We start from the raw sequence: 23,363 nt of genomic DNA, 5'->3' as shown, positions 1-23,363 counted from the left end.
TTCATGCAGCTTAATCCTGCTGAAATTAGCGATCTGATTAAAGCCAAGATCGAAAATCTGTCTGTAAATGCCGAAGTGCGTACCCGTGGTACGGTGATTTCGGTAACTGACGGTATCGTTCGCATCCATGGTTTGTCAGATGCAATGCAAGGTGAGATGCTCGAATTCCCGGGCAACACGTTCGGCTTGGCGATGAACCTGGAGCGCGACTCCGTCGGTGCCGTAGTGTTGGGCGAGTACGAACATATTAAAGAAGGCGATACAGTTACCTGTACCGGCCGTATTTTGGAAGTGCCGGTCGGTCGCAAATTGGTTGGCCGCGTAGTTGATGCATTGGGTCGTCCTATCGACGGTAAAGGTCCAATCAATACAACTTTGACTGCTCCAATCGAAAAAATCGCACCGGGTGTGATTGCACGTAAATCGGTTGACCAACCCATGCAAACCGGCCTGAAAGCTATTGACTCTATGGTTCCGGTTGGTCGTGGCCAACGTGAGCTGATCATTGGTGACCGTCAAACCGGTAAAACAGCCGTAGCACTGGATGCCATCGTTAACCAAAAAGGTACAGGCGTTATCTGTATTTATGTGGCTATCGGTCAAAAAGCATCTTCTATTGCCAACGTAGTGCGCAAATTGGAAGAGCATGGTGCGATGGAACACACTATCGTGGTTGCTGCAACTGCTTCTGAAGCCGCTGCACTGCAATACATCGCTCCTTACTCCGGTTGTACCATGGGTGAATTTTTCCGTGACCGAGGCGAAGATGCCTTGATTGTTTATGACGATTTGTCCAAACAGGCTGTGGCTTACCGTCAAATTTCCCTGCTTTTGCGCCGTCCGCCCGGTCGCGAAGCCTATCCCGGCGATGTGTTCTACCTGCACTCCCGTCTGTTGGAACGTGCGGCCCGCGTCAGCGAAAATGAAGTTGAAAAACTGACCAATGGCGAAGTAAAAGGCAAAACCGGTTCTCTGACTGCTTTGCCGATTATCGAAACCCAAGCAGGCGACGTATCTGCTTTCGTTCCAACTAACGTCATTTCGATTACCGACGGTCAGATCTTCTTGGAAACCGACCTCTTCAACGCCGGTATCCGTCCTGCAATCAATGCCGGTATTTCCGTATCACGCGTAGGTGGTGCAGCACAAACCAAAGTCATCAAAAAACTGGGTGGCGGTATCCGTTTGGCGTTGGCACAGTACCGTGAATTGGCAGCGTTCTCGCAATTTGCTTCCGATTTGGACGAAGCAACACGCAAACAGCTGCAACACGGTGAAGTGGTTACTGAATTGATGAAACAAAAACAATTCAGCACATTGAACACTGCCGAAATGGCATTGACTTTGTGGGCGATCAACAACGGTTCTTACGCAGATGTTCCGGTATCCAAAGCCTTGGCTTTCGAAGCAGAATTTCTGAGTTTCGTACGTACGCAACATCCTGAGGTTCTGGAAGCGATTAATGCATCAGGCGCAATGTCTGACGAAAGCGAAAAAGCATTGACCGAAGCCATGAAATCTTTCAAATCTTCTTACGCTTACCAAGCATAAGTATTGAGATGAAAGGAGTCTGAAATGGCAGTCGGAAAAGAGATTCTCACCAAAATCCGTAGTGTTCAAAATACTCAAAAGATCACTAAAGCGATGCAAATGGTGTCGACCTCTAAAATGCGGAAGACTCAAGACCGGATGCGCTTAGCGCGTCCGTACGCCGAAAAAGTGCGTACAGTGATGAGCCATCTTGCACAGACTAATGCCGATCATGGTATCAAATTGTTGGAGCCGCGCCACGAAGTGCGTCGTGCCGGTTTCATTTTGATTACCTCGGATAAAGGTTTGTGCGGTGGCTTGAACGCAAACGTACTGAAAAAGTTTTTGGCGCAAGTTCAAGAGTATCAGGAACAAGGCATCGAAGTCGAAGTCGTGTGCCTGGGTAGTAAAGGTTTGGCTGCATGCCAAAGTATCGGTTTGAATGTTATTGCCAGCGCAATCAATTTGGGCGATATCCCAAAAATGGAATTGCTGCTCGGCCCTCTGACCGAAATCTTCCAACGTTATGAGAAGCATGAATTAGACCGTATCCATATGGTTTACTCACGTTTTGTCAATACAATGCGCCAAGAGCCGCGTATGGAAGTTTTGCTGCCTATCGGTGAAAACGTTATTGACGACGAAGCAGGTCATTCTTCATTTGCTTGGGAATACCGCTACGAGCCGAGTCCTATCGCCGTATTGGAATATTTGGTTCGCCGCTATTTAGAGTCTGTGGTTTATCAGGCATTGAGCGACAACATGGCATCTGAACAAGCCGCGCGTATGGTAGCGATGAAAGCCGCAACCGACAATGCAGGCAATGCCATTAAAGAATTACGCTTGGTGTACAACAAATCGCGTCAAGCCGCGATTACCACAGAATTGTCAGAAATTGTAGCAGGTGCAGCGGCAGTTTAATGCCGTCTGAAGCCTGAACAGGAAATTAGGATACGATAATGAGCCAAGGCAAAATCGTACAAGTTATTGGTGCGGTGGTTGACGTGGAATTTCCACGCGACGCTATCCCGCATGTTTACGATGCCCTGAAATTGGACGAGAACGGTCTGACTCTGGAAGTTCAACAACTTTTGGGTGACGGCGTTGTCCGTACTATTGCAATGGGTAGTTCAGACGGCCTGAAACGCGGCATGTCTGTAAGCAATACTGGTGCGCCAATCACTGTGCCGGTAGGTAAAGGTACATTGGGTCGTATTGTCGACGTATTGGGTACGCCTGTTGATGAAGCAGGTCCGATCGATACCGACAAGAGCCGTGCCATTCACCAAACTGCTCCAAAATTCGACGAGTTGTCTTCAACTACCGAATTGTTGGAAACCGGTATTAAAGTGATCGACTTGCTGTGTCCGTTTGCTAAGGGCGGTAAAGTAGGTCTGTTCGGTGGTGCCGGTGTGGGCAAAACCGTGAACATGATGGAATTGATCAACAACATCGCCAAAGCGCACAGCGGTCTGTCCGTGTTCGCAGGTGTGGGTGAACGTACCCGTGAAGGTAACGACTTCTACCACGAGATGAAAGATTCCAATGTATTGGATAAAGTGGCAATGGTTTACGGTCAGATGAACGAACCTCCAGGCAACCGTCTGCGCGTCGCATTGACCGGTCTGACCATGGCGGAATACTTCCGTGATGAAAAAGACGAAAACGGCAAAGGTCGCGACGTATTATTCTTCGTGGACAACATCTACCGTTACACCCTGGCCGGTACCGAAGTATCCGCACTGTTGGGCCGTATGCCGTCTGCAGTGGGCTACCAACCGACATTGGCCGAAGAAATGGGTCGTTTGCAAGAGCGTATTACCTCTACCCAAACCGGTTCTATTACTTCCATCCAAGCCGTTTATGTACCTGCGGACGACTTGACCGACCCGTCTCCGGCAACTACGTTTGCACACTTGGATGCTACCGTCGTACTGAGCCGTGATATTGCATCTTTGGGTATTTACCCGGCAGTCGATCCGCTTGATTCCACTTCGCGCCAACTGGATCCGATGGTATTGGGTCAAGAGCACTACGACGTAGCGCGCGGTGTACAGTCCACCCTGCAGAAATACAAAGAATTGCGCGACATCATCGCCATTTTGGGTATGGACGAATTGTCTGACGAAGACAAACTGACCGTAATGCGTGCGCGTAAAATCCAACGTTTCCTGTCCCAACCGTTCCACGTTGCCGAAGTGTTTACAGGTTCTCCGGGCAAATATGTCGCCCTGCGCGATACCATTGCCGGCTTCAAAGCCATCTTGAACGGCGAATACGACCATCTGCCCGAACAGGCATTCTACATGGTCGGCAGCATTGAAGAAGCAGTAGAGAAAGCGAAAACCTTAAACTGAGGAGGTCGGCATGAGCGTCATGCAAGTTGAAGTGGTCAGTAGCGAGCAAAACATCTATTCGGGCGAAGCCAGCTTTGTAGTGGTTCCGACCGTTCAAGGTGAGCTTGGTATTTACCCGCGACACGAGCCGATTATGAGTTTGGTGCGGCCGGGAGCTTTGCGTTTGACCGTCCCCGGCGAGGGTAAAGAGGTTTTGGTTGCTGTTTCCGGTGGTGTTTTGGAAGTACAGCCTGATAAAGTAACTGTCTTGGCGGATGTTGCCGTCCGCAGTGCAGAAATGGATCGGGCGCGTGCCGAAGAAGCGAAAAAAGCTGCCGAAGCCGGCATCTCTCAAGCCAAAGACAACAAGGATTTGGCGGAGGCGCACAAGGCATTGGCTGCCGCAATTGCACAGCTCAAGACTTTGGACTATATCCGTTCGCACAAAAAATAAAACTTGTGTGGTTTGGGAAAGCACGGCCGTTTGGCCGTGCTTTTTATTTTCCGGATTTAAATTAAAAAATTATCCATCCCCTGGTTTCAAATCAGGCTGTCTTCGAGATAAATCTATTCAAGCGGCTATGGAAACAGTAAAATAAACCCTTTATTTTATCGAATCATAAGCCATGCTTACCTTCCAACAAATCATCTTCAAGCTGCAAACCTTCTGGGCAGACAAAGGCTGCACCGTCATCCAACCTTTCGACATGGAAGTCGGCGCAGGTACTTCCCATCCCGCCACCTGTCTGCGCGCACTCGGCCCCGAGCCTTGGTTTGCCGCCTACGTCCAACCCAGCCGCCGCCCCAAAGACGGTCGCTACGGCGACAACCCCAACCGCCTGCAACACTATTACCAATTCCAAGTCGCCCTCAAGCCCGCTCCCGCCAATATCCAAGACCTCTATCTCGACTCCCTGCGCGAATTGGGCATCGACCCCAAAGTGCACGACATCCGCTTTGTCGAAGACGATTGGGAAAACCCCACCCTCGGCGCATGGGGCTTGGGCTGGGAAGTTTGGCTCAACGGCATGGAAGTAACACAGTTTACCTATTTCCAACAAGTCGGCGGCATCGACTGCACCCCCGTACTCGGCGAAATCACCTACGGCATCGAACGCTTGGCGATGTACCTGCAAGGCGTGGAAAACGTCTATGACCTCGTTTGGGCAAAAACGCCGGACGGCAATACCGTAAGCTACGGCGACGTGTACCACCAAAACGAAGTCGAGCAATCCACCTACAACTTCGAATACAGCGATGCCGATTGGCTGCTGCGCCAGTTCAACGACTACGAAGCGCAAGCCAAACGCCTGCTCGCCGAAGAAAACGCCGGCCTTGCCTTGCCTGCCTACGAGCTGGTCCTCAAAGCGGGGCATACGTTCAACCTATTAGACGCGCGCGGCGCGATTTCCGTAACCGAGCGCGCCACCTACATCGGCCGCATCCGCGCGTTGAGCCGCGCCGTGGCGCAAAAATATGTCGAAAGCCGCGAAAAACTGGGCTTTCCCTTAATGAAGGCAAATGCCGCCTAAGGGGGCGACGATTTTTCACGTTCGGGCGGCCCGATATGGTATCCGTCCGTAAACCATTATATATTTTAGGAAAATCATGCCTGTCTATTTCCGCACCCCAAGCAGGAAACGCCTGCACAAAATGAACCGCCGCCAGCATAAAAAGCTGCATTTGGGTGAGTTTCAAACATTGATTTTCGGCGTTCAAGGCAGTTTGCATCAAGCTGCGGACGATGCCGAAGCGTTTGGCCGCTTTATGGACGAGCTGATTGCGTATCTTGTGGTAAACGGCTTGGAAATGGCGGGCGGGGGCGATTGCGGCGATTTTTCGTGCCTGTTTCAAAAATCCGGCTCCCGAGGCTTGGGAGAAACCGAGAAAAAAGCCATTATCTCTTGGCTGGCAGGCCGAGAAGATGTCGCTACTTTGTACGCTACCCCGCTGGTTGATGGTTTTTATGGGGATGACGGCTGGGAAAATTACAGCGAAACCTATAAACAGGCAGATTAACCAAATTCAAAGAAAGCCGAATGATGACCCAAACCCTTTTAATCGAACTCCTTACCGAAGAACTTCCGCCAAAAGCCCTGAATAATTTAGGCAACCACTTTGCCGCCTCTGTTGCCGAAGGCTTGGAAAAAGCGCAACTGGTTGACGGCACGGCCGAATTTACGGCTTATGCCTCGCCGCGCCGTTTGGCGATTCAAGTCAAAAACGTCAAAGCCGTTCAGGCAGATCAAAAAATCGTGAAAAAAGGCCCTGCCGTAGCGAATGCCGTAAAAGACGGTGTGCCGACCAAGGCTTTGGAAGGTTTCGCACGCGGTGCGGGGGCGAAAATCGAAGACTTGACCATCATCAACGACGGCAAGCAGGACGTGTACGCCTACGAATATGTCCAAACCGGCAAGCCGTTGGGCGAACTCTTGGAAGACATCATCAATCAAGCGGTTAAGAAACTGCCGATTCCGAAAGTGATGCGTTGGGGCAGCAGCACATTTACCTTCGTGCGCCCCGTCCACGGGCTGATTGTGCTGCACGGCGGCGACATCGTAAACGTCAGCGTTTTGGGTCTGCAAAGCAGCAATCAAACCTTGGGACACCGCTTCTTGTCCAACGGCGAAATCACCATTGAAAACGCCGACAGTTACGCCGCACAAATGCGCGAGCAAGGCAAAGTGGAAGCTTCGTTTGCCGAGCGCAAAGCCGCGATTCAGACGGCACTGGAAGGGCAGGCACGCCGTCTGAACGCGACCGTCGCCGCCGATGAAGCCTTGTTGGACGAAGTAACCGCGTTGGTTGAATGGCCTGTGGTATTGGAAGCCGGTTTTGAGGAACACTTCCTCGCCGTGCCGCAAGAATGCCTGATTCTGACGATGCAGCAAAACCAAAAATACTTTCCGCTGCTCGACCAAAACGGCAAGCTGATGAACCGCTTCCTGTTGGTCTCCAACCTGCAAACCGAAGATCCGTCGCACATCATCCAAGGCAACGAACGCGTCTTGCGCGCTCGCCTGTCTGATGCCGAGTTCTTCTACAAGCAAGACCAGAAAGCGACTTTGGAAAGCCGCCTGCCCAAGCTGGCGAACGTGGTTTATCACAACAAAATCGGCTCGCAAGCCGAACGCATCGAACGCCTACAAAGCATTGCCGCCCACATCGCCAAGGCTTTGGGCGCGGATGCCGCCGCAGCCGAACGCGCCGCGCGTCTTGCCAAAGCCGACTTGGTAACCGAAATGGTCGGCGAGTTCCCCGAACTGCAAGGTACGATGGGCAAATACTATGCCCGCTTGGACGGCGAAACCGAAGAAATCGCCGAAGCTGTCGAGCAACACTACCAACCGCGTTTTGCCGGCGACAAGCTGCCCGAAAGCAAAATTGCCGCCGCCGTGGCACTGGCGGACAAGCTGGAAACCCTGGTCGGAATTTGGGGCATCGGCCTGATTCCGACCGGCGACAAAGACCCCTACGCCCTGCGCCGCGCCGCCTTGGGTATTTTGCGGATGCTGATGCAGTACGGTTTGGACGTGAACGAACTGATTCAGACGGCATTCGACAGCTTTCCCAAAGGTTTGCTCAACGAAAAAACGCCGTCTGAAACCGCCGACTTTATGCAGGCGCGCCTTGCCGTGTTGCTGCAAAACGATTATCCGCAAGACATCGTTGCCGCCGTACTCGCCAAACAGCCGCGCCGTTTGGACGATTTGACCGCCAAACTGCAGGCTGTCGCCGCGTTCAAACAACTGCCCGAAGCCGCCGCGCTCGCCGCCGCCAACAAACGCGTGCAAAACCTGCTGAAAAAAGCCGATGCCGCGTTGGGCGAAGTCGATGAAAGCCTGCTGCAACAAGATGAAGAAAAAGCCCTGTACGCCGCCGCACAAGGCTTACAGCCAAAAATTGCCGCCGCCGTCGCCGAAGGCAATTTCCAAACCGCCTTGTCCGAACTGGCTTCCGTCAAGCCGCAAGTCGATGCCTTCTTTGACGGCGTGATGGTAATGGCGGAAGATGCCGCCGTAAAACAAAACCGCCTGAACCTGCTGAACCGCTTGGCAGAGCAAATGAACGCGGTAGCCGACATCGCGCTTTTGGGCGAGTAACCGTTGTACAGTCCAAATGCCGTCTGAAGCCTTCAGACGGCATCGTGCCTATCGGGAGAATAAATTGCAGCCTTTAGTCAGCGTATTGATTTGCGCTTATAACGTAGAAAAATATTTCGCCCAATCATTAGCCGCCGTCGTGAATCAAACTTGGCGCAACTTGGATATTTTGATTGTCGATGACGGCTCGACGGACGGTACGCTTGCCATTGCCCAGCGTTTCCAAGAACAGGACGGTCGCATCCGCATCCTCGCGCAGCCGCGCAATTCCGGTCTGATTCCCTCTTTAAACATCGGGCTGGACGAATTGGCAAAGTCGGGGGGGGGGGAATATATTGCGCGCACCGATGCAGACGATATTGCCGCCCCCGACTGGATTGAGAAAATCGTGGGTGAGATGGAAAAAGACCGCAGCATCATCGCAATGGGCGCGTGGCTGGAAGTTTTGTCGGAAGAAAAGGACGGCAACCGGCTGGCGCGGCACCACGAACACGGCAAAATTTGGAAAAAGCCGACCCGGCACGAAGACATCGCCGCCTTTTTCCCTTTTAGCAACCCCATACACAACAACACGATGATTATGAGGCGCAGCGTCATTGACGGCGGTTTGCGTTACAACACCGAGCGGGATTGGGCGGAAGATTACCAATTTTGGTACGATGTCAGCAAATTGGGCAGGCTGGCTTATTATCCCGAAGCCTTGGTCAAATACCGCCTTCACGCCAATCAGGTTTCATCCAAATACAGCGTCCGCCAACACGAAATCGCGCAAGGCATCCAAAAAACCGCCAGAAACGATTTTTTGCAGTCTATGGGTTTTAAAACCCGGTTCGACAGCCTTGAATACCGCCAAATAAAAGCAGTAGCGTATGAATTGCTGGAGAAACATTTGCCGGAAGAAGATTTTGAACGCGCCCGCCGGTTTTTGTATCAATGTTTCAAACGGACGGACACGCCGCCCGCCGGCGCGTGGCTGGATTTTGCGGCAGACGGCAGGATGCGGCGGCTGTTTACCTTGAGGCAATACTTCGGCATTTTGCGCCGATTGCTGAAAAACCGTTGAAAAACGCCGCTTTATCCAACAGACAAAAAACAGGATAAATTATGCAAAACCACGTTATCAGCCTGGCTTCCGCCGCAGAACGCAGGGCGCACATTGCCGATACCTTCGGCAGGCACGGCATCCCGTTTCAGTTTTTCGACGCACTGATGCCGTCTGAAAGGCTGGAGCAGGCAATGGCGGAACTCGTCCCCGGTTTGTCGGCGCACCCCTATTTGAGCGGAGTGGAAAAAGCCTGCTTTATGAGCCACACCGTATTGTGGAAGCAGGCGCTGGACGAAAGCTTACCGTATATTGCCGTATTTGAGGACGACGTTTTACTCGGCGAAGGCGCGGAGAAATTCCTTGCCGAAGACGGCTGGCTAAAAGAGCGGTTTGACCCGGATTCCGCCTTTGTCGTCCGTTTGGAAACGATGTTTATGCACGTCCTGACCTCGCCCTCCGGCGTGGCGGACTACTGCGGGCGTGCCTTCCCGCTTTTGGAAAGCGAACACTGGGGGACGGCGGGCTATATCATTTCCCGAAAAGCGATGCGGTTTTTCCTGGACAGGTTTGCCGCCCTGCCGTCTGAAGGGCTGCACCCCGTCGATTGGATGATGTTCGGCAACCCTGACGACAGGGAAGGAATGCCGGTTTGCCAGCTCAATCCCGCCTTGTGCGCCCAAGAGCTGCATTATGCCAAGTTTCACGACCAAAACAGCGCATTGGGCAGCCTGATCGAACACGACCGCCTCCTGAACCGCAAACAGCAAAGGCGCGATTCCCCCGCCAACACATTCAAACACCGCCTGATCCGCGCCTTGACCAAAATCAGCAGGGAAAGGGAAAAACGCCGGCAAAGGCGCGAACAGTTAATCGGCAAAATCATTGTGCCTTTCCAATAAAAGGAGAAAAGATGGACATCGTATTTGCGGCAGACGACAACTATGCCGCCTACCTTTGCGTTGCGGCAAAAAGCGTGGAAGCGGCCCATCCCGATACGGAAATCAGGTTTTACGTCCTCGATGCCGGCATCAGTGAGGCAAACCGGGCGGCGGTTGCCGCCAATTTGCGGGGGGGGGGGTAATATCCGCTTTATAGACGTAAACCCCGAAGATTTCGCCGGCTTCCCCTTAAACATCAGGCACATTTCCATCACGACTTATGCCCGCTTGAAATTGGGCGAATACATTGCCGATTGCGATAAAGTCCTGTATTTGGATATAGACGTATTGGTCAGGGACAGCCTGAAGCCCTTATGGGATACCGATTTGGGCAATAACTGGGTCGGCGCGTGCATCGATTTGTTTGTCGAAAGGCAGGAAGGCTACAAACAAAAAATCGGTATGGCGGACGGCGAATATTATTTCAATGCCGGCGTATTGCTGATCAACCTGAAAAAGTGGCGGCAGCACGATATTTTCAAAATGTCCTGAGAATGGGTGGAACAATACAAGGACGTGATGCAATATCAGGATCAGGATATTTTGAACGGGCTGTTTAAAGGCGGGGTGTGTTATGCGAACAGCCGTTTCAACTTTATGCCGACCAATTATGCCTTTATGGCGAACAGGTTTGCGTCCCGCCATACCGACCCGCTTTACCGCGACCGGAACAATACGGCGATGCCCGTCGCCGTCAGCCATTATTGCGGCCCGGCAAAGCCGTGGCACAGGGACTGTACCGCTTGGGGTGCGGAACGTTTCACAGAGTTGGCGGGCAGCCTGACAACCGTTCCCGAAGAATGGCGCGGCAAACTTGCCGTCCCGCCCGCGAAGCGTATGTTTCAAAGATGGCGCAGAAAGCTGTCTGCCAGATTCTTACGCAAGATTTATTGACGGGGCACGCCGTCTGAAGCCTTCAGACGGCATCGGACGTATCGGAAAGGGGAACGGATTGCAACCTTTAGTCAGCGTATTGATTTGCGCCTACAACACAGAAAAATATTTCGCCCAATCGCTGTCCGCCGTAGTGGGGCAGACTTGGCGCAACTTGGATATTTTAATCGTCGATGACGGCTCGACGGACGGCACACTTGCCATTGCCCGGCGTTTCCAAGAACAGGACGGCAGGATCAGGATAATTTCCAATCCCCGCAATTTGGGCTTTATCGCCTCTTTAAACATCGGGCTGGACGAATTGGCAAAGTCGGGGGGGGGAATATATTGCGCGCACCGATGCCGACGATATTGCCGCCTCCGATTGGATTGAGAAAATCGTGGGCGAGATGGAAAAAGACCGCAGCATCATCGCAATGGGCGCGTGGCTGGAAGTTTTGTCGGAAGAAAACAATAAAAGCGTGCTTGCCGCCATTGCCCGAAACGGCGAAATTTGGAAAAACCCCCTGAGCCATCAGGAAATCGTGTCTGCCTTTCCCTTCCGCAACCCCATACACAACAACACGATGATTATGCGGCGCAGCGTCATTGACGGCGGTTTGCGGTTCGACCCCGCCTATATCCACGCCGAAGACTATAAGTTTTGGTACGAAGCCGGCAAACTGGGCAGGCTGGCGAATTATCCCGAAGCCTTGGTCAAATACCGCTTCCATCAAGACCAGACCTCTTCCAAACACAACCTGCAACAGCGCAGGACGGCGTGGAAAATCAAAGAAGAAATCAGGGCGGGGTATTGGAAGGCGGCAGGCATAGCCGTCGGGGCGGACTGCCTGAATTACGGGCTTTTGAAATCAACGGCATATGCGTTGCACGAAAAAGCCTTGTCCGGACAGGATATCGGATACCTCCGCCTGTTCCTGTACGAATATTTCTTGTCGTTGGAAAAGTATTCTTTGACCGATTTACTGGATTTTTTGACAGACCGCGTGATGAGGAAGCTGTTTGCCGCACCGCAATATAGGAAAATCCTGAAAAAAATGTTACGCCCTTGGAAATACCGAGGCTATTGAAACCGAACAGGGAAAATCATGCAAAACCACGTTATCAGCCTAAGCTCCGCCGCAGAACGCAGGGCGCACATTGCCGATACCTTCGGCAGGCACGACATTCCGTTTCAGTTTTTTGATGCACTGATGCCGTCTGAAAGGCTGGAGCAGGCAATGGCGGAACTCGTCCCCGGTTTGTCGGCGCACCCCTATTTGAGCGGAGTGGAAAAAGCCTGCTTTATGAGCCACGCCGTATTGTGGAAGCAGGCATTGGACGAAGGTCTGCCGTATATCGCCGTATTTGAGGACGACGTTTTACTCGGCGAAGGCGCGGAGAAATTCCTTGCCGAAGATACTTGGTTGGAAGAGCGTTTTGACAAGGATTCCGCCTTTATCGTCCGCTTGGAAACGATGTTTATGCACGTCCTGACCTCGCCCTCCGGCGTGGCGGACTACTGCGGGCGCGCCTTTCCGCTGTTGGAAAGCGAACATTTTGGTATGGCGGGCTATATCATTTCCCGAAAGGCGATGCGTTTCTTTTTGGACAGGTTTGCCGTTTTGCCGTCCGAACGCCTGAAGGCGGTGGATTGGATGCTGTTCAGCAGTTTTCTCGACAAAGGGGGGATGACGGTTTGCCAACTGACCCCCGCCTTGTGCATCCAAAGCGAAACCCTGCCCAGCCAACTGAAAAACGGCAGGCAGGAATCGTACCGCAACCGCCGCTCCCCGAAGGTTTTGTTGAAACGCGCTTTGGGAAAAATCGGCAGGGAAATCGAAAGGGCGAGGGAACGGAAACGTCAGAAAAAATTGGAAAAACAACTTGGGCGGCACGTCGTCCCGTTTGAATAGGTTTTGACCTTTCCTTATTTGGCGGGTGTGCGCTGTCCCTAAATTTATGTCGGGGAATCCGGTTTGTTCGGTTTCGCTTGTTTTAAGTTTCGGGTAACTTCCACTTCGTCATTCCCGCGCAGGCGGGAATCTAGGTCTTTAAACTTCGGTTTTTTCCGATAAATTCTTGCCGCATTAAAATTCTAGATTCCCGCTTTTGCGGGAATGACGGCGGAAGAATTGTTGTTTTTCCAGATAAATTTCTGCGTTTTTCCGTTTCTAGATTCCCGCTTTCGCGGGAATGACGGCGGAGGGATTTCTGTTTTTCTGACAAATTCCTAAAACTTAAAATTCCGTTATTCCCGCGAAAACAGAAAACCAGAAACAGAAACCTGAAAACAGAAATCTAAAATTTCGTCATTCCCGCGCAGGCGGGAATCCAGTCCGTTCGGTTTCGTTTGTTTTAAGTTTCGGGCAACTTCCACTTCGTCATTCCCACGAAAGTGGGAATCCGGTTCGTTGAGTTTCAGTCATTTCCGATAAATCACCGCAACGTTAAATTTCCAGATTCCCGCCTGCGCGGGAATGACGACACGGGAAATCTTATTTGAACCTACTATATCTTAATCGGCTGCAAAATGCCGTCTGAACGGGTTTCAGACGGCATTTCTGTTTATGCGAAATCGCCCCAAAGCGTCTGCATCGCGGCGATGGCGGCGAGTGGGGCGGTTTCTGTGCGTAAAATCCGTTTGCCGAGTGTAACCGCCTGAAAGCCGGCTTCAAATGCCTGTTGTTCTTCCTGTTCTGTCCAGCCGCCTTCGGGTCCGACCATAAAGACGATTGCGCCGGACGGGTGGCGGATGTCGGCAAGTTTGCGGGCGCGGTTGATGCTCATAATCAGCTTGGTGCTTTCAGACGGCATTTTGTCGAGTGCTTTACGGTAGCCGATGATAGGCAGTACGGGGGGAACGGTGTTCCTGCTGCTTTGTTCGCACGCGGAGATGACGATTTCCTGCCAGCGTGCGAGGCGTTTGGCGGCGCGTTCTCCGTCGAGGCGGACGATGCAGCGTTCGCTGATGACGGGCTGTATGGCGGTTACGCCGAGTTCGACGCTTTTTTGCAGGGTAAAGTCCATACGTTCGCCGGAAGATATGGATTGGATGAGCGTGATGTTCAGCGGGGATTCCGTATCGGCGGTTTCTTCGTGCAGGATTTCGGCTTCGGCGCGGCGTTTTTCCAAAACGGTCAGCCGTGCGGCGTGTGCCTTGCCTTTGCCGTCGAAGAGGGTGATGTTTTCGTTGGGGCGGACGCGCAGGACGTTGAGGTGGCGGACGATGTTGTCGGGCAGGGCGACGGTTTGTCCGACGGAAAGGTTTTCGGGCAGGTAGAATCGGGGCATAGTTTTTGGCGGTTCGGACGGTTATAATCTGTCGCAGCGGCGTGATGGAAACGGACATTATAGTGGATTAAATTTAAACCAGTACAGCGTTGCCTCGCCTTGCCGTACTATTTGTACTGTCTGTGGCTTCGTCGCCTTGTCCTGATTTAAATTTAATCCACTATATACGTTCGCGCGCCGCAAGTTCAAAATATGAGGACAGTAGGAAGTGTTACACCGTTTGCAGAAAGTCGTGCGCCATATCGCGCAAACCGAAATTATGCCGCGTTTTTTGAATACGCCGTCTTGCCGCAAGGAAGACGGTTCGATGTTGAGCGAGGCGGACATTGCCGCGCAGACGGCTTTTGCCGCCGCGTTGCCGCTTCTGATCGATTGCCCGATGTTGGGCGAGGAAATGTCGCGGCAGGAACAGTCGGCTTTGTGGGAACAATATTCGGGGGAAAAGGGGCTGTGGATTGTCGATCCGATAGACGGGACGAACAATTTTGTCAACGGGCTGCCGCATTTTGCCGTGTCGGTGGCGTTTGTCCGCAACGGGCGCGCCGAGTTGGGCGTAATCTACAACCCGGTCAGCGGCGAATGTTTTTATGCCGAACGCGGGCAGGGGGCGTTTTTAAACGGGACGCGCCTGCCCCTGCGCCTCGTGGATAAAAAACTCAATGAGGCAATCGCGGGCGTGGAAATCAAATATCTGCGTTCCGGCAAACTTTCCAGCCGTATGAGTACGCTCGCGCCTTTCGGGACGGTGCGGAGTATGGGCAGCAGTACGCTGGACTGGTGTTATCTGGCCTGCGGACGCTATGATGTTTATGTCCACGGCGGGCAGAAGCTGTGGGACTATGCTGCGGGTGCGTTGATTTTCGAGGAGGCGGGCGGCAGGCTGACGACTTTGGAAGGCGACAGGTTTTGGAGTGGTGAACACGTGTTCAAACGCTCGGTTGTTGCCGCGCTCGAACCGAAGCTGTTTGAACGCTGGGTCGGGTGGATACGGGAAAACCAATAGGTTCAACAGGTTTGTTAATATATTTTCACGATTAACGTTCCTTAACATTAATTCGGGTACAATCCTTTCCGCTGATTACCGCTGCCGTTTCTCCCTTTTCGGCAGTGCAGCAAGTAAGACGTTTTCCCGCAATGTATTGACCATTCATACTTACCCTTGGTATGAATGGTTTTTTTTGCACGTTGAAAATGCCGTCTGAACGTTCAGACGGCATTTTTATGCGACAGGTTGCAGATATTTGCCGCAGCAGGCTTTGAATTTTTTGCCCGATCCGCAAATGCAGGGTTGTTTCATCGCAGGATGCGGAACGGTGGGATCGATAAAATACCATTGTCCGCCGATGTTGACGAAGCCGGACAGTTCGTGATGCGCGGATCGGTGTTGTCCGTCTCGGAAGTAGGCTTCAAATTCGACTTGGGCGTGCTGTTTGCCGAAGTTGCGGTGTGCGATGACATTCAAGCCCAGCCATTCGGTTTCTCTGCTCCACTGCATCAGTTCGGCGGCATCGAGGAATGTTTGTTGCGCCGGAACGGTGGTGGCGACAATGTAATCTATCAGATGCAGGACGTATGCGCTGTATCGGGCGCGCATCAGCATTTCGGCTGTCGCCGGCAGGATATGGCGCAGATGAAGCAGTCGGCAGCAGCCGGCATAGCTTGTGCCTGAACCGCAGGGGCAGGGCGGGGTGTGGTGTGTGTTCATCAAAATTTCCTCACCGGTTGAAACCCCTCCCTTTAGGGAGGATAATCAAATTGGAAGAGATGTAACCTCTTCCAATTCAGGGCAACACGTAGGGCGACGCTTTATGTGTCGCCCTGTGTGTTGAAACATTTTGTTTGGGAATGCAAATGCCGTCTGAAGGCTTCAGACGGCATTGCCGGCACGGCAGCCCGTCAGGGCATCAGCATACCGCCGTTGACGTGCAGCGTCTGACCGGTAATGTATTTCGCCTGATCGGAAGCGAGGAACAAAACCGCATCGGCAATGTCTTGCGCGTCGCCGAATCTGCCCAAGGCGGTTTGGGCGGTAAAGGTTTGGCGGGTTTCTTCCGGCAGGGCGCGGGTCATGTCGGTATCGATAAAGCCGGGGGCGACGCAGTTGACGGTAATGCCCCGGCTGCCGACTTCGCGCGCCATAGATTTGGCAAAACCGATCAAGCCCGCTTTTGCGGCGGCATAGTTGGTTTGACCGGCATTGCCCATCACGCCGACGACGGAGGTGATGTTGATGATGCGGCCGGAACGTTGTTTCATCATACCCCGCAAGACGGCTTTAGAAGCGCGGAACACGGATTTTAGGTTGACCTGCATGATGTCGTCCCACTCTTCTTCTTTCATACGCATCAGGAGGTTGTCGCGGGTAATGCCGGCGTTGTTGACCAGAATGTCGAGTTTGCCGAACGTTTTTTCGATGTCGGCAATCAGGCTTTCGATGGTTTCAGGTTCGGCGGAATCCAATGCACGACCTTCGCCGCCCCATTGCGCCAACCGCCCGCTAATCGCCGCCGCACCGCTCTCACTGGTCGCCGTACCGATGACTTTGGCACCGGCTGCCGCCAGCGTGTCGGCAATCGCCGCGCCGATACCGCGCGATGCGCCTGTTACCAAAGCGATTTTGCCGCTTAAATCTTGTGTGCTCATATTTTTTCCTTTTTTCCGATAATCGAAGGACTGCGCCGGACGGTGCAGCCCTGTTTGCTGTTTATTCCCACTCGATGGTGGCAGGCGGTTTGCCGCTCACATCGTAAACCACGCGGTTGATGCCTTTGACTTCGTTGATGATGCGGTTGGACACGCGGCCGAGCAGTGAGTATGGCAGTTCTGCCCAGTGTGCGGTCATAAAGTCGCTGGTGATGACGGCACGCAGCGCGACGACGTAGTCGTAAGTGCGTCCGTCGCCCATTACGCCGACGGATTTGACGGGCAGGAAGACGGCGAAGGCTTGGCTGGTCAGGTCATACCAAGGCGTGCCGTTTTCGTCGGTGGTGTTGCGTAATTCTTGAATGAAAATGTCGTCTGCTTGACGGAGCAAGTCGGCGTATTCTTTTTTCACTTCGCCCAAGATGCGCACGCCCAAACCTGGGCCCGGGAACGGATGGCGGTACACCATTTCGCGCGGCAAGCCCAAAGCAACGCCCAGTTCGCGCACTTCGTCTTTGAACAAATCGCGCAACGGCTCAAGCAGCTTGAGCTTCATGTTTTCAGGCAGGCCGCCGACGTTGTGGTGCGATTTGATGGCGTGGGCTTTTTTGGTTTTCGCGCCTGCGGATTCGATTACGTCAGGGTAAATCGTACCTTGCGCCAGCCATTTGGCGTTGGTGAGTTTTTTCTCTTCGGCATCAAATACTTCGATAAATTCCGCGCCGATGATTTTGCGTTTTTTCTCGGGGTCGGTCACGCCGGCGAGTTTCGCCATAAACTGCCCTTCGGCATCGACGTGAATCACTTTCACGCCCAAGTTGCGGGCGAACATATCCATCACCATTTTGCCTTCGTTCAGGCGCAACAGGCCGTGATCGACGAACACGCAGGTCAGTTGGTCGCCGATGGCACGGTGAATCAGTGCGGCGGCTACGGAAGAGTCCACGCCGCCGGACAGACCTAAAATCACTTCGTCGCTGCCGACCTGTTCGCGGATTTTGGCAACGGCTTCTTCGATGTAGTTGGGCATCGTCCAGCCCGGTTGTGCGCCGCAGATGTCCAAGACAAAGCGGTTCAACAGGGCGCGGCCTTGTTTGGTGTGGGTTACTTCGGGGTGGAATTGGATGCCGTAGAATCGTTTTTCGGCGTTTTCCATCATCGCAATCGGGCAGGACGGGGTGTCGCCGATGACGGCGAAACCGTCGGGCAGTTTGGACACTTTGTCGCCGTGGCTCATCCATACGTCGAGCGTGTTGGGCGTGTCGTCTTGAATGCCGCGTGTCAGCTCACTGTCGATGGTTTTGACTTGCGCGTAACCGAATTCGCGCTGGTTGCCGGGCTGCACTTCGCCGCCCAAGTGGTGCGCCATAAACTGCATTCCGTAGCAGATGCCCAAAATCGGAATGCCCAAATCAAAAATGCCGGTATCGGCTTGATAGTCGGATTCGTAAACGGAATTGGGGCCGCCGGAAAGGATGATGCCTTTGGGGTTGAAGGCTTTGATTTCGTCCAAAGGCATATCGAAGGAATGCAGCTCGCAGTAAACGTGGGCTTCGCGCACGCGGCGGGCGATGAGCTGGGTAACTTGCGAACCGAAGTCGAGGATGAGGATTTTGTCTTGGGTCATCATTGTGTTTTCAACGGGTGGTGTTTGAAAAAAGCCGTCTGAACAAAATCAGTGGGCTAAGAGGAGGCTGACGACGGCATCGGTCTGTTGGCCGATGGTGTCGTCGGAATTTTTGGCGGTGTATTTGACACGTTTGACTTCGTATTGGGGCGTGCGTATCAGTACGGAGATTTTCTTTATCTGCTTGGTGTTGCCGGTTGAGTGGTAGCGCAGATTGTATTTGCATTCGGGCGAGTATAGGCGGCGATCGCCCAAGGTAACGGTTTCGCTGCTGATGCCTCTTGCACTAAGGGACGCTGCCAATTCTTGATGATAGGCGGGTGGGGTGCTTTTGCTGTTTGGAATGATGCAGATATGTTTGATTTGGGCAATGTCTTCAGGCTTGCCGGTTTTGATGTAGGTGCGGCTTGAGCAGGCGCCAAGCAGGAAAATCGCACCTGTAACAGCCAATAGGGTATGTTTCATTATTGTTCCTTTTTCGGTGGTTTCAATTTTAGCCAACCTCGCGGAGATTGGGGGCGTTTATGCCGTCTGAACGGCGGCTGCGTCTTTTTTGGAAATGTTGCGCAGCATCGTGTAGTAGCCGTTTTGGGACATCAGTTGTTCGTGTGTGCCTTGTTCGATGATTTTGCCGTCGTCCATTACGATGATGCGGTCGGCGTTTTCGATGGTGGTCAGGCGGTGGGCGACGATGATGCCGGTGCGGTTTTCCATCAGGCGTTCGAGCGCTTGTTGGACGAGGCGTTCGGATTCGTTGTCCAATGCGCTGGTGGCTTCATCCAATAATAATATCGGCGCGTCTTTCAAAATGGCGCGGGCGATGGCGACGCGTTGCCGCTGTCCGCCGGATAAGTTGCTGCCGTTCGATCCGATGGGCTGGTGCAGCCCGAGCGGTGATGCGTCGATCAGGCTTTGCAGGTTGGCGGCTTGGAGGGCGGATAGGACTTCGGCTTCGCCCGCGTCGGGACGGCTGTATCGGACGTTTTCAAACAGGGTGTCGTCAAACAGGAATACGTCTTGGGAGACGAGGGCGAATTGGGCGCGCAGGCAGTCGAGTTTGATGTCGGCGATGTCGATACCGTCTATGCAGATGTTGCCGGCAGACGGTTCGACAAAGCGGGGCAGCAGGTTGACGACGGTGGATTTGCCGCTGCCGGAACGTCCGACCAGGGCGACGCGTTCGCCTTGTCTGATGTCGAGGTTGAAGCCGTCGAGGGCTTTGATGCCGTCTGAACGGTATTCGACATCGACGTTGCGGAAGCTGATGCGCCCTTCGACACGCTGCGGCGCGAGCGTGCCTTTGTCCTGTTCGGGCGGGGTGTCGAGAAATGCACATACGCCGTCGGCGGCGAGGAACATCGTCTGCATCGGGATGCTGATGTTGGCAAGGCTTTTGATGGGTGCGTACATTTGCAGCATCGCGACGATGAATGCCATAAATTCGCCGATGGTGGTGTAGCCGTTTTGGCTTTGCCACAGGGCGATGAAGATGACGACGGCGAGGGCGATCGAGGCAATCAGTTCGCTGAACGGGGAATGTGCCGCCGTTGCCTGCGTGATTTTTTTGCTGAGGCGGACGATGGTGCGGTTGACCGCGTCGAACCGGTTTGCCGCCTGCGCCTGCCCGTTGAACAGCTTGACGACGCGGTGTCCCTGATGGGTTTCGGCAATCACGTTGTTCATCGTGCCTATGCTTTTTTGCGAGTCGGAAATGACGTGTTTCAGACGGTCGCGGTAATAGCGCGAGAGCAGGGAGAGCAGGGGGAACATCAGGACGACGATGAGGCTGAGCTGCCAGTTGAGGTAAAGCAGGACGATGGTCAGGCCGGTAACAATCATCGTGTCGCGCGTGAGGACGGTAAAGATGTCGCTGGCGTTACTGACCGACTGTTCGGTCAGGTTGAGCATATTCATCAGTACGGTGCCGGACGGCGTTTCCTGATGGTAGCGGGAGGAAAGGGTCAGCATTTTGGCAAACATATCTTTGCGGATTTTGCTGATGGTCATCACGGAGACCCAAGTCATCAGATAGGTGCTGGTAAAGCGGCAGATGCCACGGATGACGACGAGGATGATGAGAAAGAGCGGGACGGTCCAGATTTTGTTTTCCGTCCCCCAAACCATATAGGTAAACTGTTCGCGCCAGTTTTGCAGGATGGAAATGATGCCGGCGGCGGCAGACAGCTCGGGCGGCGCGGCGGGTGCGGAAAAGCCGTGGTTAATCAGAGGGGCGATGAAGGCGGCAAGGTAGCTTTCGGTGGCGGCAACGCCGAAAATGGCAATCAGTGCGGCAACGATGCGGATTTTGTAGGGGCGGACGTACGCCATCAGGCGCATAAAGCTGCGCGCGTCTTCTTGTTTGAACAGTCCGAAAGTCAGTTTTTCTATCATGTCGGTGGGGCGGGAACTGCAATGGCAGCCGCTGTCGGTGGTTTGGTAGGGATGGATTATAGCGCAAATATGCGGCTGTTTGCCGTTCGGACGTGAAAAGCAGCCTGAGGCATGCAGGCTGCTTTTTGCGGAACGAAGTCAGTGTGCTTCTATAAAGGCGGCAATCTGTCCGGCATCAGTCAGCGCGCTGCACGCGGCGGCCTTGTTGATGCGTTTTGCCAGACCTGCCAAAACTTTGCCCGGGCCGCATTCGGCGGATTCGGTGATGCCGTCTGAAACAAGGGCGTTGACGGTTTCCGTCCAGCGTACGGGGCTGTAAAGCTGGCGGACGAGCGCGTCTTTGATTTTGTCGACATCATCGTAGGCGGCAACGTCGGCATTGTGGATGACGCGGATTTGCGGCTGCTTGATTACAACCGATTTCAGGGCCTCAGCGAGTTTGTCGGCGGCGGGTTTCATCAGGCTGCAATGGGAAGGTACGGATACAGGCAGCGGCAGGGCGCGTTTGGCACCGGCTTCTTTGGCGGCGGTCATGGCGTGCTCGACGGCGGCGGCATTGCCTGCAATCACGACTTGTCCGGGCGAGTTGAAGTTGACGGCTTCGACCACTTCATCCTGTGCGGATTCGGCGCAAATCTGCCTTACCTGTTCATCTTCCAAACCCAAAATTGCCGCCATTGCGCCTACGCCTTGCGGTACGGCGGATTGCATCAGTTCGGCGCGTAGGCGCACGAGTTTGATGGCGTCTGCAAAATCCAATGCGCCGGCGGCGACAAGCGCGGTATATTCGCCGAGGCTGTGTCCGGCAACGGCAGCAGGCGTTTTGCCGCCCGCTTCCAAATAGGCGCGGTAAACGGCAACGCCGGCGGCGAGCATGATGGGTTGGGTATTGACGGTTTGTCCGATGATTTCGGCATCGCTGCCGTTTATCATCGCCCACAAGTCTTGACCCAATATGGCGGATGCTTCGTCAAATGTGTTTTTGACGACGGCATGCCCTGTAAAGCCGTTCATCATGCCGAGGCTTTGAGAACCTTGTCCGGGGAAGAAGAATGCGAAAGACATGGTATTCCTTTGTTTGGTTGGATAATCAGGTATTCTGCCCGAGTTTTACGAAAAATTCAGGCGGGACAAAATAATATAGTGGATTAACAAAAATCAGGACAAGGCGACGAAGCCGCAGACAGTACAAATAGTACGGCAAGGCGAGGCAACGCCGTACTGGTTTAAATTTAATCCACTATAAATCAGGATGAGGGTCGCCAGGACATTACCCGAAACAGTCAGACGGAACAGCACAACAAAACGCTTTTTCGCTGTCTTATGTCTGAATGTCATGCTGCCGAAATACGCGCCCGTCCAACCGCCGAGCAATGCAGGCAGGAGCAGGCAGTATTCGGGAATGCGGTACTTTCCCTGTACGGCACGCCGTTTGTCTATGCCGTAAAGTGCAAATGTGTAAAAAGACAGTATGGCGTAACACGATCCCAATAGGGGACATAATATGAAAACAGCGGATAAAAAGGCTGTGCATATTGTCAGCTTGAGGAAAGACAGTTGCTTCATAGGATGGGAAATGCCGTCTGAAAACTTGTTTCAGACGGCATCAGGTTAATATTCCATCAATACCGCGCCCCACGCGAAACCGCCGCCGATGCCTTCGAGCAGCAGGTTTTGACCGCGTTTGATTTGTCCGTTGCTGATGCCCGCGTCCAAAGCCAGCGGAATCGAGGCGGCGGAAGTATTGCCGTGGTCTTGGACGGTCAGGATGACTTTGTCCATACTTAGCCCCAAATGTTTCGCGGTCGATTCAATAATGCGGCGGTTTGCCTGATGCGGCACGATCCAGTCGATTTGAGCGGCGGTGTAACCGGCTTCTTCGATAACGTCATCGGCGATTTTGGACAGCATTTTGACGGCAAACTTGAACACGCCGGGGCCGTCCATCGAAATGTACGGCGAACCGGAAACTTTGCCGCAGGCGATTTGCCCGGGGACGTTTAAGAGTTTCAGATAATTGCCGTCGGCTTTGAGTTTGGCGTGGATGATGCCCGGTTCGTCCGACGCGCTTAAAACCACCGCGCCCGCACCGTCGCCGAACAATACGCAGGTTGTGCGGTCGTTCCAGTCTACAATGCGGCTGAAGGTTTCCGCGCCGATGACCAGTGCGTTTTTCGCCATACCGCTTTTAATGTAGGCGTTTGCCGTAGTCAGCGCGTACATAAAGCCCGCACACACTGCCTGAACGTCGAAGGCGGGGCAGCCGTTGGTTATGCCCAATTTTTGCTGCACGATGGTGGCGGTAGAAGGAAACTGCATATCCGGCGTTGCCGTCGCCACAATAATTAAATCGATTTCGCCGCTGTCTAATCCGGCTGCATCCAGCGCGCGCCGCGCCGCTTCGGCTGCAAGGTCGCTGGTTTTCTCGTTTTCGGCTGCAATATGGCGGAACTTGATGCCCGTGCGCGCGGTAATCCACTCGTCAGAGGTATCTACCTTTTGGGCAAGGTCGTCATTGCTGACGCGGTTGGCGGGAAGATAGCTGCCCGTGCCGGAAATTTTGGCATACTGCATGGGAACGGC

20 protein-coding genes and 2 pseudogenes are annotated in these 23,363 nt (G+C 53.5%); 13 read left to right on the top strand and 9 right to left on the bottom strand.

What is annotated here, in order from left to right:
• The first annotated feature begins 3 nt into the window (after positions 1-3).
• From atpA to DBY86_RS04935, 12 genes and pseudogenes are all read left to right on the top strand, one after another.
• Positions 4-1,551 (top strand): F0F1 ATP synthase subunit alpha, encoded by a 1,548-nt coding sequence (atpA, locus tag DBY86_RS04995; protein ID WP_107819141.1) that lies wholly within the window; start codon positions 4-6, stop codon positions 1,549-1,551.
• A gap of 24 nt (positions 1,552-1,575) precedes the next feature.
• Positions 1,576-2,451, top strand: a complete 876-nt coding sequence (atpG, locus tag DBY86_RS04990) for a F0F1 ATP synthase subunit gamma (protein WP_107819140.1) — start codon at positions 1,576-1,578, stop codon at positions 2,449-2,451.
• Positions 2,452-2,489: 38 nt separating this feature from the next.
• On the top strand, positions 2,490-3,887 hold the full coding sequence (atpD, locus tag DBY86_RS04985) for a F0F1 ATP synthase subunit beta (protein ID WP_003708440.1): 1,398 nt from the start codon (positions 2,490-2,492) through the stop codon (positions 3,885-3,887).
• 10 nt (positions 3,888-3,897) lie between these two features.
• On the top strand, positions 3,898-4,320 hold the full coding sequence (locus DBY86_RS04980; protein WP_107819139.1) for a F0F1 ATP synthase subunit epsilon: 423 nt from the start codon (positions 3,898-3,900) through the stop codon (positions 4,318-4,320).
• Between the two features lie 172 nt (positions 4,321-4,492).
• Positions 4,493-5,398, top strand: a complete 906-nt coding sequence (gene glyQ / locus DBY86_RS04975) for a glycine--tRNA ligase subunit alpha (RefSeq protein WP_107819138.1) — start codon at positions 4,493-4,495, stop codon at positions 5,396-5,398.
• Between the two features lie 76 nt (positions 5,399-5,474).
• Positions 5,475-5,885, top strand: a complete 411-nt coding sequence (locus DBY86_RS04970) for a YggL 50S ribosome-binding family protein (protein WP_107819137.1) — start codon at positions 5,475-5,477, stop codon at positions 5,883-5,885.
• 20 nt (positions 5,886-5,905) lie between these two features.
• Positions 5,906-7,969, top strand: coding sequence for a glycine--tRNA ligase subunit beta (gene glyS / locus DBY86_RS04965; RefSeq protein WP_107819136.1), 2,064 nt, complete (start codon positions 5,906-5,908; stop codon positions 7,967-7,969).
• Between the two features lie 16 nt (positions 7,970-7,985).
• Positions 7,986-9,032: a glycosyltransferase family 2 protein gene (locus DBY86_RS04960; RefSeq protein WP_107819135.1), complete on the top strand. Its 1,047-nt coding sequence runs from the start codon at positions 7,986-7,988 to the stop codon at positions 9,030-9,032.
• 41 nt (positions 9,033-9,073) lie between these two features.
• Complete coding sequence (locus DBY86_RS04955) at positions 9,074-9,913, top strand: glycosyltransferase family 25 protein (protein WP_107819134.1); 840 nt, start codon at positions 9,074-9,076, stop codon at positions 9,911-9,913.
• A gap of 11 nt (positions 9,914-9,924) precedes the next feature.
• Positions 9,925-10,846 (top strand): annotated as a pseudogene (locus DBY86_RS04950) (glycosyltransferase family 8 protein).
• Between the two features lie 9 nt (positions 10,847-10,855).
• Positions 10,856-11,916: pseudogene (locus tag DBY86_RS04940) on the top strand (glycosyltransferase family 2 protein); the annotation flags it as partial.
• A gap of 18 nt (positions 11,917-11,934) precedes the next feature.
• A complete protein-coding gene (locus tag DBY86_RS04935; RefSeq protein WP_107819131.1) occupies positions 11,935-12,741 on the top strand; it encodes a glycosyltransferase family 25 protein in 807 nt (268 codons plus the stop codon).
• Between the two features lie 652 nt (positions 12,742-13,393).
• Here DBY86_RS04935 and DBY86_RS04925 read toward each other — a convergent pair.
• The gene (locus tag DBY86_RS04925; protein WP_107819130.1) at positions 13,394-14,119 is read right to left on the bottom strand and encodes a 16S rRNA (uracil(1498)-N(3))-methyltransferase; all 726 of its coding nucleotides are present in this window, start codon (positions 14,117-14,119) and stop codon (positions 13,394-13,396) included.
• Positions 14,120-14,327: 208 nt separating this feature from the next.
• On the opposite strand from DBY86_RS04925, the gene DBY86_RS04920 reads away from it, so the two are divergent.
• Positions 14,328-15,122 (top strand): inositol monophosphatase family protein, encoded by a 795-nt coding sequence (locus DBY86_RS04920; RefSeq protein WP_036469484.1) that lies wholly within the window; start codon positions 14,328-14,330, stop codon positions 15,120-15,122.
• Between the two features lie 216 nt (positions 15,123-15,338).
• Here the strand turns inward: DBY86_RS04920 and DBY86_RS04910 are convergent, their stop codons facing one another.
• From DBY86_RS04910 to DBY86_RS04870, 8 genes are all read right to left on the bottom strand, one after another.
• Positions 15,339-15,824 (bottom strand): YchJ family protein, encoded by a 486-nt coding sequence (locus DBY86_RS04910; protein WP_003708414.1) that lies wholly within the window; start codon positions 15,822-15,824, stop codon positions 15,339-15,341.
• 191 nt (positions 15,825-16,015) lie between these two features.
• A complete protein-coding gene (gene fabG, locus DBY86_RS04900) occupies positions 16,016-16,762 on the bottom strand; it encodes a 3-oxoacyl-ACP reductase FabG (RefSeq protein ID WP_096109195.1) in 747 nt (248 codons plus the stop codon).
• Between the two features lie 61 nt (positions 16,763-16,823).
• Complete coding sequence (guaA, locus tag DBY86_RS04895) at positions 16,824-18,389, bottom strand: glutamine-hydrolyzing GMP synthase (protein WP_107819209.1); 1,566 nt, start codon at positions 18,387-18,389, stop codon at positions 16,824-16,826.
• Between the two features lie 48 nt (positions 18,390-18,437).
• Entirely contained in the window at positions 18,438-18,854 is a 417-nt protein-coding gene (locus DBY86_RS04890; RefSeq protein WP_013449539.1) for a hypothetical protein, read from the bottom strand.
• Positions 18,855-18,911: 57 nt separating this feature from the next.
• On the bottom strand, positions 18,912-20,780 hold the full coding sequence (msbA, locus tag DBY86_RS04885) for a lipid A export permease/ATP-binding protein MsbA (protein ID WP_107819129.1): 1,869 nt from the start codon (positions 20,778-20,780) through the stop codon (positions 18,912-18,914).
• Positions 20,781-20,918: 138 nt separating this feature from the next.
• On the bottom strand, positions 20,919-21,845 hold the full coding sequence (gene fabD / locus DBY86_RS04880) for an ACP S-malonyltransferase (RefSeq protein ID WP_107819128.1): 927 nt from the start codon (positions 21,843-21,845) through the stop codon (positions 20,919-20,921).
• A 93-nt stretch (positions 21,846-21,938) separates the two neighbouring features.
• Positions 21,939-22,346 (bottom strand): DUF1294 domain-containing protein, encoded by a 408-nt coding sequence (locus DBY86_RS04875; protein ID WP_107819127.1) that lies wholly within the window; start codon positions 22,344-22,346, stop codon positions 21,939-21,941.
• A gap of 45 nt (positions 22,347-22,391) precedes the next feature.
• On the bottom strand, positions 22,392-23,354 hold the full coding sequence (locus tag DBY86_RS04870; protein ID WP_107819126.1) for a beta-ketoacyl-ACP synthase III: 963 nt from the start codon (positions 23,352-23,354) through the stop codon (positions 22,392-22,394).
• Positions 23,355-23,363: the final 9 nt, after the last annotated feature.

The organism is Neisseria bergeri, assembly GCA_003044455.1.
Lineage (GTDB): Bacteria > Pseudomonadota > Gammaproteobacteria > Burkholderiales > Neisseriaceae > Neisseria > Neisseria bergeri.
The sequence above is the reverse complement of the archived record's forward strand: the minus strand, read 5'-3'. Positions and strand labels throughout refer to the sequence as shown.